The organism is Patiriisocius sp. (genome assembly GCF_051252435.1).
Classification (GTDB): Bacteria; Bacteroidota; Bacteroidia; order Flavobacteriales; family Flavobacteriaceae; genus Patiriisocius.
Genome location: NZ_JBPOFW010000004.1, coordinates 397,915 through 411,871 on the forward strand (window position 1 = coordinate 397,915; position 13,957 = coordinate 411,871).

A 13,957-nucleotide genomic window follows, 5' to 3' on the forward strand; every position below is an offset into this window, starting at 1 on the left:
TTTTAATTGATATCATTATGGAAAAAACGGCACTTATTATTCTATTGGCATTCATTTCAATTGCAACATATGCACAGGAAGAAAACGAAAAAATTGACAATAGCGATGTTGCTTTTGCTGTAATTGAAAATGTACCTGTCTATCCTGGTTGTGAAAATGAAATTGGAAACGAGGCGTTGAAAAAATGTATTTCAGCTAAAATTACAGAACATGTTGTTCAAAATTTCAATACGTCAATTGCTAGTAATTTAGGACTAATTGGTTTGCAAAAAATATATGCTCAATTTAGAATCAATAAAAGGGAAGATTGGACAAAATTAGAGTAAGAGGACCTCGAAAAAAATTAGAGGAAGAAACTAAGAGAGTTCTTGAACTAATCCCTAGAATGATTCCTGGCAAGCAAAAAGGAGAACCTGTTGGCGTACTCTATTCACTGCCCATTTCGTTTAAAATAGAAGGTAACATTACTGAAACCCCTAAAGAAAAGCGTAAAAGATTGAAGGCTGAAAAGAAGGCAAAAAAGAAGAATTAACAACTGTTTAACGTTGACTCATTTTCCTTAAACCTTATAGATTATGTATCTTTAAAGTGTCTACATAATTGGACACTTTTTTTATGACTATTACTGAAAATATAATTTCACTTTTTACTGAAACGCGTAAAAGAACAGAAACACTTTGCAAGCCCTTAGAACTTGAGGACTACACCATACAGCCCACGCTGGATGTGTCGCCCCCTAAATGGCATTTGGGCCACACAACATGGTTTTTTGAAGAGTTTATCTTAAAACACCACAAACCGGGATATAGACTTTTTCACAAAGACTTTGCTTTTGCATTTAACAGCTATTATGAGGGAGTGGGCACTCGCATTGTTCGTAGTGCTCGTGGTAATATGTCTCGTCCCTCTGTCGCGAAAGTGTACGATTATAGACACTATGTTACCAATGAATTAAAGGAATTATTACAGAAAGACATTTCAGAAGAAGTTGAAAAGCTCCTGCTCATGGGCATCCACCACGAAAAACAACACCAAGAATTATTGATGACAGACATTAAATATATTCTTGGCAATAATCCATTTCAGCCCAAATACAATGATTCTTTTGACGAATGCACCATCGAAAATCATACACGAGAATGGATTACGATGGAAGAAGGTATTTATGAAATTGGGCACAAAAACCCAACAGAGTTCCATTATGACAATGAAGTAAATCGCCACAAAGTGTATCTCCACGATTACTTAATTTCAAATAAATTGGTGACCAACAGAGAATACCTTGATTTTATTGAGGCTGGAGGGTACAAAGATTTTAATTTTTGGCATATGGAAGGTTGGGAATGGGTCAAAGAAACACAACCAAATCATCCTATGTATTGGCACAATGTTGATGGCACATGGCACCATTACACCTTAAAAGGATTAATGCCCTTAGACATGGATGGACCTGTAAAACATATTTCTTATTACGAAGCTTTCGCCTACGCACAATGGAGTGGTCATAGGTTGCCCACCGAATTTGAATGGGAAGCTGCTAACAGTCATTTTGAATGGGGACAACGCTGGGAGTGGACAGAAAGCTCCTATCTCCCCTACCCCGGCTACAAAAAAGAAGCAGGTGCCATAGGCGAGTACAATGGTAAATTTATGGTTAATCAAAAAGTACTAAGAGGTGGATCTGTCGCAACATCACCAAAACATACGCGCGCGACCTATCGCAATTTTTTCCACCCACAACTTCGCTGGCAATACACAGGAATTAGACTCGCTAAATAAAAAGCTGCTCTTGAATACTAAAAACCCATCAAAATTTGATACACCGTTTAAAAAAGAAGTTTTTAAAGGGCTTACCGCATACCCAAAATACCTCTCCTCAAAATATATCTACGATAGCAAAGGCGACAAATTATTTCAAGATATAATGGCAATGCCAGAATATTATTTGACAGATTGTGAGCACGAAATATTATCAAAACACACAAAAGATATTGCTGATTACTTCGGAAATGTGAAGGGCGGCTATGATTTAATCGAATTAGGTGCCGGAGATGGAAAAAAAACAAAAATTTTACTGAAATTAATCTCGGAAACCGAAACAAATTTCACTTACAAACCCATTGACATTAGTAAAAACGCAGTAGAAAGTCTCACCGAAAAATTATCAAAGGAACTCCCAAAGGTTAACTTAGATGCTGAAATAGGCGAATATTTTGAAGTTCTTGAACGATTAAAAACTTTTAAAAGTCGCAAAAAAGTGATTCTCTTTTTGGGTTCAAACATTGGCAACTTATTACATCCACGTGCCATAGATTTTTTAACAAAATTGAAAGACACAATGAATGAAGATGATATGCTCTTCATAGGCTTTGACCAAAAGAAAAATCCGCAAACAATTCTAGACGCTTACAACGATGCTGCTGGGATCACAGAAGCATTCAATAAAAATCTTTTAGCTAGAATCAATTCTAAAATGGATGCCAATTTCAATCTCGATAAATTTAAGCATTGGGAAGTATATGACCCAGAAACAGGTACTGCTAAAAGTTATTTATTAGCAACCGAGCATCAAAAAGTGAGAATTGAAGCAATAGATCTAGACGTTAACTTTGAAGAATGGGAAACCATACACACAGAGATTTCACAAAAATACGACGATAAAACCGTAGCTTGGTTAGCCGATGAAGCAGGACTTGAAATAATAACTGATTTTACAGATTCAAAAGAGTACTATAAAAATTATCTTCTAAAAAGAAAGTAAAGAATAAAATTGATACCAGTTCAATATTTCAGTAGCGGAAAAAGCAAATAAATAAAACAGTAATTATGAAAGCAACATGGAATAATCTAATCATCGCTGAGAGCAACGACACCGTTGTCATTGAAAACAACCACTACTTTCCAGCAAATGCTATCAAAAAGGAATACTTTAAAGAAAGTAACACCTCATCACACTGCCCTTGGAAAGGAGAAGCATCTTATTATTCCATTGAAGTTGATGGTAAAACAAATAAAGATGCAGCGTGGTACTACTCTAAAACGTCGCATGCCGCAAAACCTATTGAAGGACATATCGCTTTTTGGAAAGGGGTAGAAATTTCAGAATAACAAAATCGACATGGCTACCGATAGAAAACTAAAAAAGCACTACGATTTAATTTGTGTGGGCGGAGGAATCATGAGTGCAAATCTTGCCTTGATTTCCAAAATCCTAAAGCCAGACTTGAACATATTAATCCTTGAAAGATTAGACAAAGTGGCCCAAGAAAGCAGTGCTGCTTGGAATAACGCCGGTACGGGACACTCGGCCCTATGCGAGTTAAATTACTGCCCAGAAGATGAAAACGGCATTGATATTAGCAAAGCCGTTTCCATTTGCAAACAATTTGAAATCTCAAAACAATTTTGGAGCTATTTGGTTGAAAACGATTTAATCAAAAACCCTAAAACATTTATAAATCCTGTAAAACACCACAGCTGGGTATATGGAAAAGACAATGCAGATTATCTAGAAAGAAGATATAATGCGATGAAAGAACATTTTATGTTCGACAGTATTGACTTTACGCGTGACCACGAAAAAATGGCGACTTGGTTTCCATTGATAATGAATAATAGAGAAACAACCGAAGCACTCGCAGCATCAAAAATGGGGCGCGGGGCAGAAATGAATTTTGGCTCTTTAACAGAACAACTCTTCCACATTCTAGAAACTGAATACAGCACACCCGTTCACTGCAATATGGAAGTGAAAGATATTGACCCAGATATAGATCTTGACTGGACGGTAGAAGTAAAAGACACACTTACAAACAAAACTCACCAACTTGAAGCTGATCACGTTTTTATTGGAGCAGGCGGTTATAGTTTGTTACTATTGCAAAAAGTTGAAATAGACGAAAAAGATGGCTACGGAGGTTTTCCCGTGAGCGGTCAATGGCTTGTTTGCAAAAACCAAGAAATCATCAATAAACACAATGCTAAAGTGTATAGCAAAGCTGGACCCAACGATCCTCCTATGTCAACACCACATTTAGATACGCGCTACATAGATGGCAAACGTGAATTATTATTTGGTCCTTTTGCAGGTTTTAGTCCGAAATTTCTAAAAGAAGGTTCAAATTTAGATCTTTTTAAATCCATAAAATTCGATAATATATCACCCATGCTCGGAGCGTTTTGGAAAAATTTACCGCTCACCAAATATTTAGTCGAACAATTGGCTATGTCTTTTGAAGATAGAATGGATGAACTGCGGAAATTTGTAAAAGATGCAAAAAGTGAAGATTGGAAAATCATCCACGCCGGTCAAAGGGTTCAAATAATAAAGGAAAATGAATATAAAGAAGGCGAACTACAATTTGGCACCGAAGTTATCAGCAGCAAAAATGGTGCAATTACTTGTTTGTTAGGAGCATCTCCCGGCGCTTCTACTGCAACCTATATTATGCTTCAAGTTTTAGAAAAAGCCTTTCCCGAAATAACCTCGAGTGACGAAGGAAAAAAGAAACTGGAAGCGATGATTCCATTTTGGAACAAAGAAGTGACAAAAGAACTCTTCGAAGCGCAACTTGCGAAATCTAAAAAAGCGCTACAATTATAGCGGTAGTCTTCAAAACAAGAGATTAAAAAATTCAAAAACTGTAACATTCCAAGAATTAACCGACTCATAATTGAAACAAAACTTCAAAAATGAATAAGGAAAAGAAAATAGTTTTAGGCGCAGCTTTTGGAGTAGCTTTTGGAACTGCAATAGGTGTAATTACAGACAATCTAGCGCTTTGCATGAGTTTAGGAATCTCTTTTGGAGTTTTAGTGGGTATTATTTTTACTAAAAAACAAGCAAGTAAGAATACTGATAAAATTGATAAATAATATGAAATGTTTGGGTTTATAAATCTCAAGATATACTGTTATAAATCAAGTATTTACTCAAAGACCGTTTCCGAAGCAGTAATTAAATCACTGAAAAGGTTTATTCCTACTCCTATCGTATAAAACAATACTTCCAGCAACAGCGACATTTAAACTAAATTGAGAATTGAACTGTACTAAAAAATGCGACTTTTCTAGGGCTTCATTGCTCAAGCCATTATCCTCTGCACCCAGCAAGTAAACACATCGTTTAGGATGATTGAAATCCTCTAAATTTTCAGCAGTATCTGTTTTTTCAACACCAACTATACGCACTCCTTTTGGTAGGTGTTCAAAAAAATCATCAAAATTTTTATAGTGATAATAAGGCATGGATTTCACAGCATTATGAGTGTCACTCGCCTGATTTGCGTAGCGTTTGCCAATGGTGAAAATAAAACTTGCTCCAAGATTTTGAGCAGTTCGCCAAAGCACACCAAGGTTTTCGGGAGTTTTACCGTGCTGGATGCCAATTCCAAAAAAAGAAGTTGTAAAATTGTCTGGCTGCATGTCTCAAAATTACGAAACTACACCCAAAATTTAATCCCGTGCCTCAGGTGGAAGTCCCATTAAACGCTTCTCTATTTTTTTCTTTTTCTCAGTCACTCTTTTCATGGCTGCCATGATTTCTGGATCTTTAGTTTCTTTGAAGACAGCATTTAACGCTAGGACCAGTCGTTTGCCCTCCCTTGATGCTTTTACGCGATCACTGGTGGTCATGTGACTCATTTTCATGTTTTCGAAATCTTCAGCTTCTTTTAATAATTCCATTGAGCAATAGTTTTTTTAAACTAAAATAAAACTAATTAAACATAATGAAATATTATCTCAAAGTTCAATCATTTTTGGCAATATTAACATTTTCAAAAACTATCTGCAATCAAAAATGTTTAGAAATTTCAGAAAAACGAATTTCCTCAAAATTTTGAATTACCAAATCTGCTTTAGAGTAATCTTGATTTTTCGAGTGGTGGCTGTTGTAACCCACACAAAAAATGCCGGCTCCTTTTGCAGCTTTTATTCCGTTTGTGGAGTCTTCAATCACGAAACATTCGGCTCGTTTATGTCCAGAGGCTTCAGCGGCTTTTTCAAAGATTTCCGGGTGTGGTTTTGATTCTTTTAAGTCGGCACCGCTCAATTTTGCAACAAAATATTGATTGAGATCAAAGCGCTCAAAAATCCTATTTATATTGGGCATCGATGCAGAAGAAGCCAGAACCAACTGTAATCCATTCTCAAAATATTCTTTTATCAAATCCTCTACACCATCTAGCAAAGCTAGACTTTCATCGTTTTCAAAAAGGTATTTAAAATGTTTTCGTTTAATCGCTACTAGTGTTTCTGGAGCTTCGGAAATTTTAAAATCATCTACCAGTCGTTTGCAAATATTTAATGTAGACTGGCCTGTAAAACTTTCGTAAATTGTTTGCGAAACATCAATCCCTACCTCATCAAACATTTTGTAATATGCTTTTTTATGCAGAGGTTCTGTATCTACAATTACGCCATCCATATCAAATAAAACTGCTTTTAACATCTCAATAAATTTTTTATGCGAAGATAGAATAACTTTAAAAAAGCGTTATAAAAAAAGGAAAATTTGAAGCCATTATAGCAGACCATTTTTAAACAATACCCGTATATTTAAAAATATTAAAATTTCCGAAGCATGAGCGACTATCACATTCAAGGTTTAGAGCACTATTTTCAAGTTTATAGAAAATCCATTGAAGACCCAGAAACCTTTTGGGCCTCCATTGCCGAGGATAATTTTGAATGGCACAAAAAGTGGGATTCGGTTCTGGAATGGGATTTTAAAGAGGCCAAAGTCAAGTGGTTTAAAGGGGCGCAATTAAATATAACTGTTAATTGTATTGACCGTCATCTCGACTTACGAGGCGATAAAACCGCCATCATTTTTGAACCCAATAGTCCAGATAAACCAGCAACACACATTACATACAAAAAGCTCTATAATCAGGTTTGCAAAATGGCAAATGTGCTTAGAAAAAAGGGCGTTAAAAAAGGTGACCGTGTTTGTTTGTATTTACCAATGGTGCCAGAATTGGCTATTGCAGTTTTAGCTTGTGCCCGCATTGGCGCTGTACATTCGGTAGTTTTTGCAGGTTTTTCGGCAACGGCACTCGCCACCCGAATTAATGACAGTGAATGCAAAATGCTTATCACGGCTGATGGTTCTTTCCGCGGAAATAAAACAATCAATTTAAAATCCATCGTTGATGAAGCAGTATCGCAATGCCCTTGTGTTGAAAATGTACTTGTAAAGAATATAACAGATAGTGGCATTTCATTAAATGAACCACTTGAAAGTTGGCTCGAACCATTAATGGATGCAGCCGAAAACCACTGTGACCCAGAAATTATGGAAGCGGAAGATCCTTTATTTATTTTATATACATCTGGGTCAACCGGTAAACCAAAAGGGATGGTGCATACAACTGCGGGCTATATGGTATACACGGCATATACCTTTAAAAATGTATTTCAATACGAGGAAGAAGATGTGTATTGGTGTACGGCAGACATAGGTTGGATTACAGGTCATAGCTATATTGTCTATGGGCCACTTGCCAACGGGGCAACCACCGTTATGTTTGAAGGAGTACCTTCATATCCAGATTTTGGACGTTTTTGGGAAATCGTTGACAAGCATAACGTAAACCAATTTTATACGGCACCAACAGCAATTAGAGCATTAGCAAAAGAAGATTTAGACTTTGTAGAGCGCTATGATTTATCATCCTTAAAAGTATTAGGGACAGTAGGAGAACCAATTAATGAAGAGGCATGGCACTGGTATAATAATCACGTTGGAAAGAAGAAAAAACCCATTGTTGACACATGGTGGCAAACCGAGACCGGTGGAATTTTAATTACGCCTATCCCCTTTGCAACACCTACAAAACCTACCTACGCAACACTCCCTTTTATAGGAATTCAGCCAGCGCTAATGGATGAAAAGGGGCAAGAAATTAATGGGAATCAAGTAGATGGAAGATTGTGTATTAAATTTCCGTGGCCAAGTATAGCTCGTACCATTTGGGGAAACCACCAACGCTATAAAGACACGTATTTTTCAGCATTTGATAATATGTATTTTACGGGAGATGGTGCGCTTAGGGATGAAGTGGGTTATTATAGAATTACCGGAAGAGTGGATGATGTAATAATCGTTTCTGGTCACAACTTAGGAACAGCCCCCATTGAAGATGCTATTAATGAGCATCCTGCGGTTGCAGAGTCTGCTATTGTTGGATTTCCGCACGACGTTAAAGGAAATGCATTGTACGGTTATGTCACACTAAAAGAAACGGGTACGTCTAGAAAACACGATAATTTGAGAAAAGAAATTAATCAACTTATTACAGACCGAATTGGCCCAATTGCAAAGCTAGATGTCATACAATTTACAAATGGGCTTCCCAAAACGCGGTCGGGAAAAATCATGCGACGCATTCTTCGGAAAATCGCCAATAATGAAAGCGATAATCTTGGCGATATTAGCACGTTATTAAACCCGGAAGTGGTTTCAGAAATTATCGAGAATAAGAATAGTTGATTTTGATTGAAATCAGCTAGCGTTTCCTTTTTTGAAATTTCAGAAAAGAAAGAAAATTGACTAATTCAAGCCAACCAAAAAAACCCAGTATAAATACTCATTAAATATTGATTATCAATTACTTATATTTGTAGTAGTTATTAATCATTAAATTTTAATGTATGCCAGTAGAAGCAACCGTAGGAAAAAAAACATACCCCAGCAACAATAACAACCACGCAGAAGAAGTAATGTTTAATACCGGTAAATACGAAACAGGTGATTTTACAGTAGAACTAGATGCTTGGCCTTGTGTGGATGAAGGATTTCATAACTGCCATCAAAAGTTTATAGATAAATCACACGGCAGAACGATTACCGTTATCGTTAATGATGACCACGGAGGTTATGCAAAAAATCATGGATTTGATTTTGGTGCGATGGGAACTATCACCTATGACCGTGGCAATGTGACTTACTCATAAACCGTTAGAGCGTCAGTGATTATTAAAAAACTGAAATTATGTTATGAAAATAATTCTAACTTGACCTAGAATTATTGAGCATAAAAAAGCCTTCACATTATGTTAAGCTAATGTAGTATAAAGTAATTTTCGAAATCATTTCTAGTATCTTTACGGTATGCAACATATATTCAAAGTAAATTCATTACCCCTTAAGGAAGTCATTGAGAGTTTGGCAACCTCATTTGGAGTGGGTTATCAAGTAAAATGTAATGAATACTCAGTTAAAGTTCCTGATACGTTTGGCTCGGGTGAAATAAGGGGAATTAATTTTGAAAATGGTTTTGGAATATTGGTATATCATTGTTGTTTTAAGGACGATATTCGTATTGACTTTACGTTAAATGAAGTTCATCCAGTTAAATATATATACTCAGTGGAAGGTCCAATTGTTCATTCGTTTGCGAATGAGAAAAATCAACATAAGATAAATCAGTATCAATGTGCAATCGTTGCAAGTGAAAGTGATAATGGGCATATCTTAAAATTTGAAGAAGGAAAAGATATACACGTGGTAAGTCTCGAAATTGATCGCGAAAAATTCAACAAACAAAAAAGTTGTGAGATAAATTCGCTTGCGCCTGAATTAAAAAAATTATTTCAAGACACCAAGGCATCAAAGACATTTTATCATGAAGGCTTTTTTGGGTTGGATTTCCAAAATTTACTAAATGATATTTCATTATACGAACAACAAGATTTAATCCGAAATTTTAATCTTGAATCGAATGCGCTTCAAATTTTTATAAAACAACTTATCCAGTTTGAGGATGATCTAAAGGAAGAAAGTTCTCGAACAATATTGAGAGTTAATGAATTATCTCGTATAGAAGATGTCTCAAAAAAGATAACAAAAAGTTTAGAAGTTAAGCATACGATTAAATCACTATCCGTTAGTACTGGTTTAAATCCTAATAAATTACAAACTGGCTTTAAATATCTATTCGATATGACCGTAAATGAATATATTAATAGTGTAAGATTAGAAGCCGCTAAAATCCATTTGAGCGATCAAGAATTAAGTATTTCTACCATTGCGAATAAAATTGGTTTCGAAAGCAATAGTTATTTTTCAAAAATCTTCAAAAGACATTTCGAGATGACCCCAAAAGAATATAGAGCACTTATTTCTAGAAATTAAGTTCGTTTCTTATATAATGTATTTTTATTGTGTTATCAAAACCATACTACGACACATAATTTTGTGTCATTATGAAAAACGATTTAAGTGAAAGTATTGAACATTCAATAAGAGCGTTTATTTTAGATGATCATCCATGCATTATGGCTCAAAGTTTAGTTGCAGATGAAAATCTAACCATTAAGGATTATGCCATAATGGATCAAGAAACAACTTGTACTAAATTACTAGAGGATATTCATGTATACTTGAAAGATGTCAATGTTGATGGAAATAAATTCCAGACGTTTATTGCGACATTTCACGCGGATTCTTTTACCGATGAAATATCATATGAAGCTGCACTTTGGAATCTACTCAAGAAATTAAATATACTTGACCCAATACCTTGGGATGCATCTACAAGTTCAGATACGACATCTAACAAATTTAGTTTTAGTCTCTTAGGGGAGGCATTCTATATCGTTGGTATGCATCCAGAATCATCTAGGAAAGCACGGAGTGCGCCATTTCCAATGATTGTTTTTAATTTACATAGTCAATTTGAACTATTGCGCAGCGTAGGACGCTATAAACGTATGCGTAATATTATTAGAAGAAGAGATAAGGAGTTGCAAGGTTCCATAAATCCTATGTTAGAAGATTTTGGAAAGAATAGTGAGGCAAGACAATATAGTGGCCGAGCAGTAGAAGATAATTGGAAATGCCCACATAAATTTAACGAAGCAACATGAACATCGTAAAACCTAAATCTGGTATCTCTTTCGAACTAAAAAAAGGGGACTTGCTAAAAGTAACCGATATTGAAGGATCACAAGTTTCTGACATGCTGCTGTTCAATTTGAATAATTTAAATGAAAAAATCTCCTCTGGAAAGACTTTCGATTATGAAGAGACCATCTTATTGACAGAAGGCAACTACTTATGGAGTAACCAAAGCAATAAAATGGTTAGAATACTAAAGGATACCAACGGAAGAAATGATTTCCTCCTAGCTCCCTGTGATCAGAAAACGATGAAGCATTTTTATGATATTTCAGAAGTCCATCCAAGCTGTTTTAATAACCTTTATATAAACCTAAAAGAGTATGGCATTACATCTGACTCGATACCGACGGCATTTAATATTTTTATGAATGTTGTTTTTGATGAATTTGGTGATTTGAAGGTATTGCCACCAACGAGTACTGCAGGAGATATTATTTTATTTGAGGCTCAAATGGATTTAGTTGTCGCTCTTACAGCTTGTTCTGCCTTAGATAGTAATGGTGGATCGTTTAAACCAATAGGATATGAAATCATCAATAAACGTTCGGAATAATAATTATTTCTGAAATGTTAAACTTGTTTACGAATTAGAAAAATATGTTGAACTTTATTGAGATGAAATTCACTTTTAAAAAATAGAATTATGTGCGCAAAAAAAAAGGAAGTATCTACAAAAAATTTGAAACTTGATCAACTTAAGAGTTCTTATAAAAATTCTGAAGATATGCCTATGGCTACTAGGCAAGGTCTAAAAATAAACGATACACATAATTCATTAAAGGTAGGGGAACGTGGACCCACATTATTGGAGGATTTTTTATTACGTGAAAAAATACACAACTTCGACCATGAACGTATTCCTGAAAGAATTGTTCATGCGCGTGGAAGTGCAGCACACGGTTATTTTGAGCTTTATGAAAGTATCGAAGCATATTCTAAAGCAGGAATATTTAATGATACATCTATAAAAACCCCTGTGTTCGTTAGATTTTCTACTGTTGCGGGTTCTAAGGGTTCTACAGATTTAGCAAGAGATGTGAGAGGTTTTGCAGTCAAATTTTATACAGAGGAAGGTACTTGGGATTTAGTGGGAAATAATATGCCCGTATTTTTTATTCAGGATGCCATGAAATTTCCAGATTTAATTCATTCGGTAAAACCTGAACCAAACAAAGAAATTCCACAAGCGGCTTCTGCTCACGATACTTTTTATGATTTCGTTAGTTTGACTACCGAAACTTTACACAATCATATTTGGGTAATGAGTGATAGAGGTATCCCCAGAAGTTTGAGGATGATGGAGGGATTTGGTATTCATACATTTAGACTCATCAATGAAAATGGTGAAGCACATTTCGTGAAATTTCACTGGAAACCAAAATTGGGTGTTCATTCGGTTACGTGGGAAGAAGCAGTAAAAATAAGTGGGGCAGATTGTGATTTCCATCGAAGAGATTTATGGGATGCGATTGACGCAGGAATGTTCCCTGAATGGGAATTAGGATTGCAGATTATACCTGAAAAAGATGAACATAAATTTGACTTTGATTTATTAGACCCAACCAAGTTGATTCCAGAAGAAATGGTACCTGTAAAGATTATAGGGAAAATGGTTTTAAATAGAAATCCGGAGAATTTCTTTGCAGAGACTGAGCAAGTAGCATTTCTTCCCGGTAGTATTGTTCCGGGTATTGACTTTACGAATGACCCGTTATTACAGGGTAGATTATTTTCTTACAGAGACACACAACTCTCTAGATTAGGAAGCCACAATTTTCATCAATTACCTATAAATAAATCCATTGTCGATACTCATAACAATCAAAGAGATGGACAAATGCAAATGGATATTCCCCAAGGCAGAACAGCATATTCACCGAATACACTCGGAGGAGGATGTCCATATTTGAGTAAGGAAGCTGATGGTGGTTTTGTGCATTATGAGGAAAAGATCGAAGCTCATAAAATTAGAAATCGTAGTGAAAGTTTTAGTGACCATTTTTCACAACCCGCTCTATTCTATCGTAGTTTAAAAGGTTGGGAAAAGAAACATGTGATTGATGCCTATTCATTTGAACTTGGTAAATGTGAGGTTGATGAAATTGTTGAGCGAATGTTATGGCTTATTTCACAAATTGATAAAGACTTAGCTAAAAAGGTGGGAAAGAATTTAGGTAAAGAAGTGCTAAAGACTATCGATAAACCAGTTAATCAAGCTATAGGAGCAGACCAAAATGTAAAAAAACATCAACCCAGTAAAAAGAAAAATTATCTCGACGAATCTCCAGCTCTAAGCCAAGCAAATACCGTTTTTAAGACTATAGAATCACGAAAAATTGCATTCCTTGCTTCAGATGGTTTCAATATGAAAGATGTTAAGAAAATGAGGACCGCTCTTGAAAAGGAGCATGCTGTTGTTCATATTATCGCACCGCACGGCGGAATAATAACTTGCAGTGAAGGCATGAAACATAAAGTTGATGCTTCGATAGCGACTACCGAAAGTGTGCTATTTGATGCAGTATATATTCCTGGTGGAGAAAAATCAATTAAAGCATTGTTGAAAAACAAAAAGTATGTAAAGTTTTTAAATGAAATGTTGAAATACTGTAAAGCAATCTCAGCCGACAATGATGGTGAAACTCTTATGGATGCAACTGAAATTAAAAATTTCAAAGAAAATGACGATGCCATTTTTGTAAACGGAAATGCAAAAGACTTTATTAAAGCCATTGCGAATCATAGAAATTGGGAAAGAAATGAAGAAGCTCTAAACATTCCTGTTTAACGTTACAAATCAATATGATTGATGAAATAAAAAATTGTCATATTAAATTTGCTTCGGAAAGAGGGGCAGATAAAACCTACTGTCCCTCAGAAGTAGCTCGTGAACTATATCCAAATAATTGGAGAGAAAAAATGGATTTGGTTAGGAAAGCAGCTGATGATTTAGTTGAGAATGGACAAGTGGAAGTTTTACAAAAGAAGAGTTTACAACTCATAAAACCAAGCATGCTAAGTGGTCCTATACGCTTAAGGAAAAAAAATTAA

17 protein-coding genes are annotated in these 13,957 nt (G+C 35.4%); 14 read left to right on the forward strand and 3 right to left on the reverse strand.

What is annotated here, in order from left to right; translation table 11 throughout:
- Nucleotides 1-17: 17 nt before the first annotated feature.
- From ACSHW7_RS11445 to ACSHW7_RS11475, 7 genes are all read left to right on the forward strand, one after another.
- Nucleotides 18-326, forward strand: coding sequence for a hypothetical protein (locus ACSHW7_RS11445; protein ID WP_435679484.1), 309 nt, complete (start codon nt 18-20; stop codon nt 324-326).
- A complete protein-coding gene (locus ACSHW7_RS11450; RefSeq protein ID WP_435679485.1) occupies nt 308-532 on the forward strand; it encodes a hypothetical protein in 225 nt (74 codons plus the stop codon). The genes ACSHW7_RS11445 and ACSHW7_RS11450 overlap by 19 nt, the downstream gene beginning before the upstream one ends.
- An 83-nt stretch (nt 533-615) precedes the next feature.
- Nucleotides 616-1,779 carry an ergothioneine biosynthesis protein EgtB gene (egtB, locus tag ACSHW7_RS11455; protein WP_435679486.1) on the forward strand — a complete coding sequence of 388 codons (1,164 nt, stop codon included), beginning with the start codon at nt 616-618 and terminating at the stop codon, nt 1,777-1,779.
- A gap of 10 nt (nt 1,780-1,789) precedes the next feature.
- Complete coding sequence (gene egtD, locus ACSHW7_RS11460) at nt 1,790-2,761, forward strand: L-histidine N(alpha)-methyltransferase (protein ID WP_435679487.1); 972 nt, start codon at nt 1,790-1,792, stop codon at nt 2,759-2,761.
- 65 nt (nt 2,762-2,826) lie between these two features.
- Complete coding sequence (locus ACSHW7_RS11465; protein ID WP_435679488.1) at nt 2,827-3,108, forward strand: DUF427 domain-containing protein; 282 nt, start codon at nt 2,827-2,829, stop codon at nt 3,106-3,108.
- Between the two features lie 10 nt (nt 3,109-3,118).
- Nucleotides 3,119-4,603, forward strand: coding sequence for a malate dehydrogenase (quinone) (gene mqo, locus ACSHW7_RS11470; protein ID WP_435679489.1), 1,485 nt, complete (start codon nt 3,119-3,121; stop codon nt 4,601-4,603).
- A gap of 89 nt (nt 4,604-4,692) precedes the next feature.
- Entirely contained in the window at nt 4,693-4,875 is a 183-nt protein-coding gene (locus ACSHW7_RS11475; protein WP_435679490.1) for a hypothetical protein, read from the forward strand.
- 87 nt (nt 4,876-4,962) lie between these two features.
- Here ACSHW7_RS11475 and ACSHW7_RS11480 read toward each other — a convergent pair whose 3' ends face one another.
- The 3 genes from ACSHW7_RS11480 to ACSHW7_RS11490 form a co-directional block, all read right to left on the reverse strand.
- Entirely contained in the window at nt 4,963-5,424 is a 462-nt protein-coding gene (locus ACSHW7_RS11480) for an RNA methyltransferase (protein ID WP_435679491.1), read from the reverse strand.
- A gap of 30 nt (nt 5,425-5,454) precedes the next feature.
- Nucleotides 5,455-5,685, reverse strand: a complete 231-nt coding sequence (locus ACSHW7_RS11485) for a hypothetical protein (protein WP_435679492.1) — start codon at nt 5,683-5,685, stop codon at nt 5,455-5,457.
- 109 nt (nt 5,686-5,794) lie between these two features.
- Nucleotides 5,795-6,451, reverse strand: a complete 657-nt coding sequence (locus ACSHW7_RS11490; protein WP_435679493.1) for an HAD family hydrolase — start codon at nt 6,449-6,451, stop codon at nt 5,795-5,797.
- A 132-nt stretch (nt 6,452-6,583) separates the two neighbouring features.
- On the opposite strand from ACSHW7_RS11490, the gene acs reads away from it, so the two are divergent.
- From acs to ACSHW7_RS11525, 7 genes are all read left to right on the forward strand, one after another.
- Entirely contained in the window at nt 6,584-8,494 is a 1,911-nt protein-coding gene (acs, locus tag ACSHW7_RS11495) for an acetate--CoA ligase (RefSeq protein WP_435679494.1), read from the forward strand.
- A gap of 161 nt (nt 8,495-8,655) precedes the next feature.
- Nucleotides 8,656-8,958 (forward strand): hypothetical protein, encoded by a 303-nt coding sequence (locus tag ACSHW7_RS11500; RefSeq protein WP_435679495.1) that lies wholly within the window; start codon nt 8,656-8,658, stop codon nt 8,956-8,958.
- A 157-nt stretch (nt 8,959-9,115) separates the two neighbouring features.
- Nucleotides 9,116-10,138 carry a helix-turn-helix transcriptional regulator gene (locus tag ACSHW7_RS11505; protein ID WP_435679496.1) on the forward strand — a complete coding sequence of 341 codons (1,023 nt, stop codon included), beginning with the start codon at nt 9,116-9,118 and terminating at the stop codon, nt 10,136-10,138.
- A gap of 71 nt (nt 10,139-10,209) precedes the next feature.
- On the forward strand, nt 10,210-10,872 hold the full coding sequence (gene gntA, locus ACSHW7_RS11510; RefSeq protein ID WP_435679497.1) for a guanitoxin biosynthesis heme-dependent pre-guanitoxin N-hydroxylase GntA: 663 nt from the start codon (nt 10,210-10,212) through the stop codon (nt 10,870-10,872).
- The gene (locus tag ACSHW7_RS11515; RefSeq protein WP_435679498.1) at nt 10,869-11,459 is read left to right on the forward strand and encodes a DUF1989 domain-containing protein; all 591 of its coding nucleotides are present in this window, start codon (nt 10,869-10,871) and stop codon (nt 11,457-11,459) included. Before gntA ends, ACSHW7_RS11515 begins: the two co-directional genes overlap by 4 nt.
- 90 nt (nt 11,460-11,549) lie before the next feature.
- The gene (locus ACSHW7_RS11520) at nt 11,550-13,694 is read left to right on the forward strand and encodes a catalase (protein ID WP_435679499.1); all 2,145 of its coding nucleotides are present in this window, start codon (nt 11,550-11,552) and stop codon (nt 13,692-13,694) included.
- A gap of 14 nt (nt 13,695-13,708) precedes the next feature.
- Nucleotides 13,709-13,957: a DUF3253 domain-containing protein gene (locus ACSHW7_RS11525; protein ID WP_435679500.1), complete on the forward strand. Its 249-nt coding sequence runs from the start codon at nt 13,709-13,711 to the stop codon at nt 13,955-13,957.

Coding starts and splice junctions, on each gene's coding strand:
- ACSHW7_RS11505 (WP_435679496.1), top strand. CDS start 9,116: ATGCAACATATATTCAAAGTAAATTCATTACCCCTTAAGGAAGTCATT.
- ACSHW7_RS11465 (WP_435679488.1), top strand. CDS start 2,827: ATGAAAGCAACATGGAATAATCTAATCATCGCTGAGAGCAACGACACC.
- ACSHW7_RS11500 (WP_435679495.1), top strand. CDS start 8,656: ATGCCAGTAGAAGCAACCGTAGGAAAAAAAACATACCCCAGCAACAAT.
- ACSHW7_RS11515 (WP_435679498.1), top strand. CDS start 10,869: ATGAACATCGTAAAACCTAAATCTGGTATCTCTTTCGAACTAAAAAAA.
- ACSHW7_RS11520 (WP_435679499.1), top strand. CDS start 11,550: ATGTGCGCAAAAAAAAAGGAAGTATCTACAAAAAATTTGAAACTTGAT.
- gntA (WP_435679497.1), top strand. CDS start 10,210: ATGAAAAACGATTTAAGTGAAAGTATTGAACATTCAATAAGAGCGTTT.
- ACSHW7_RS11485 (WP_435679492.1), bottom strand. CDS start 5,685: ATGGAATTATTAAAAGAAGCTGAAGATTTCGAAAACATGAAAATGAGT.
- mqo (WP_435679489.1), top strand. CDS start 3,119: ATGGCTACCGATAGAAAACTAAAAAAGCACTACGATTTAATTTGTGTG.
- ACSHW7_RS11480 (WP_435679491.1), bottom strand. CDS start 5,424: ATGCAGCCAGACAATTTTACAACTTCTTTTTTTGGAATTGGCATCCAG.
- ACSHW7_RS11490 (WP_435679493.1), bottom strand. CDS start 6,451: ATGTTAAAAGCAGTTTTATTTGATATGGATGGCGTAATTGTAGATACA.
- ACSHW7_RS11475 (WP_435679490.1), top strand. CDS start 4,693: ATGAATAAGGAAAAGAAAATAGTTTTAGGCGCAGCTTTTGGAGTAGCT.
- egtB (WP_435679486.1), top strand. CDS start 616: ATGACTATTACTGAAAATATAATTTCACTTTTTACTGAAACGCGTAAA.
- ACSHW7_RS11525 (WP_435679500.1), top strand. CDS start 13,709: ATGATTGATGAAATAAAAAATTGTCATATTAAATTTGCTTCGGAAAGA.
- acs (WP_435679494.1), top strand. CDS start 6,584: ATGAGCGACTATCACATTCAAGGTTTAGAGCACTATTTTCAAGTTTAT.
- ACSHW7_RS11445 (WP_435679484.1), top strand. CDS start 18: ATGGAAAAAACGGCACTTATTATTCTATTGGCATTCATTTCAATTGCA.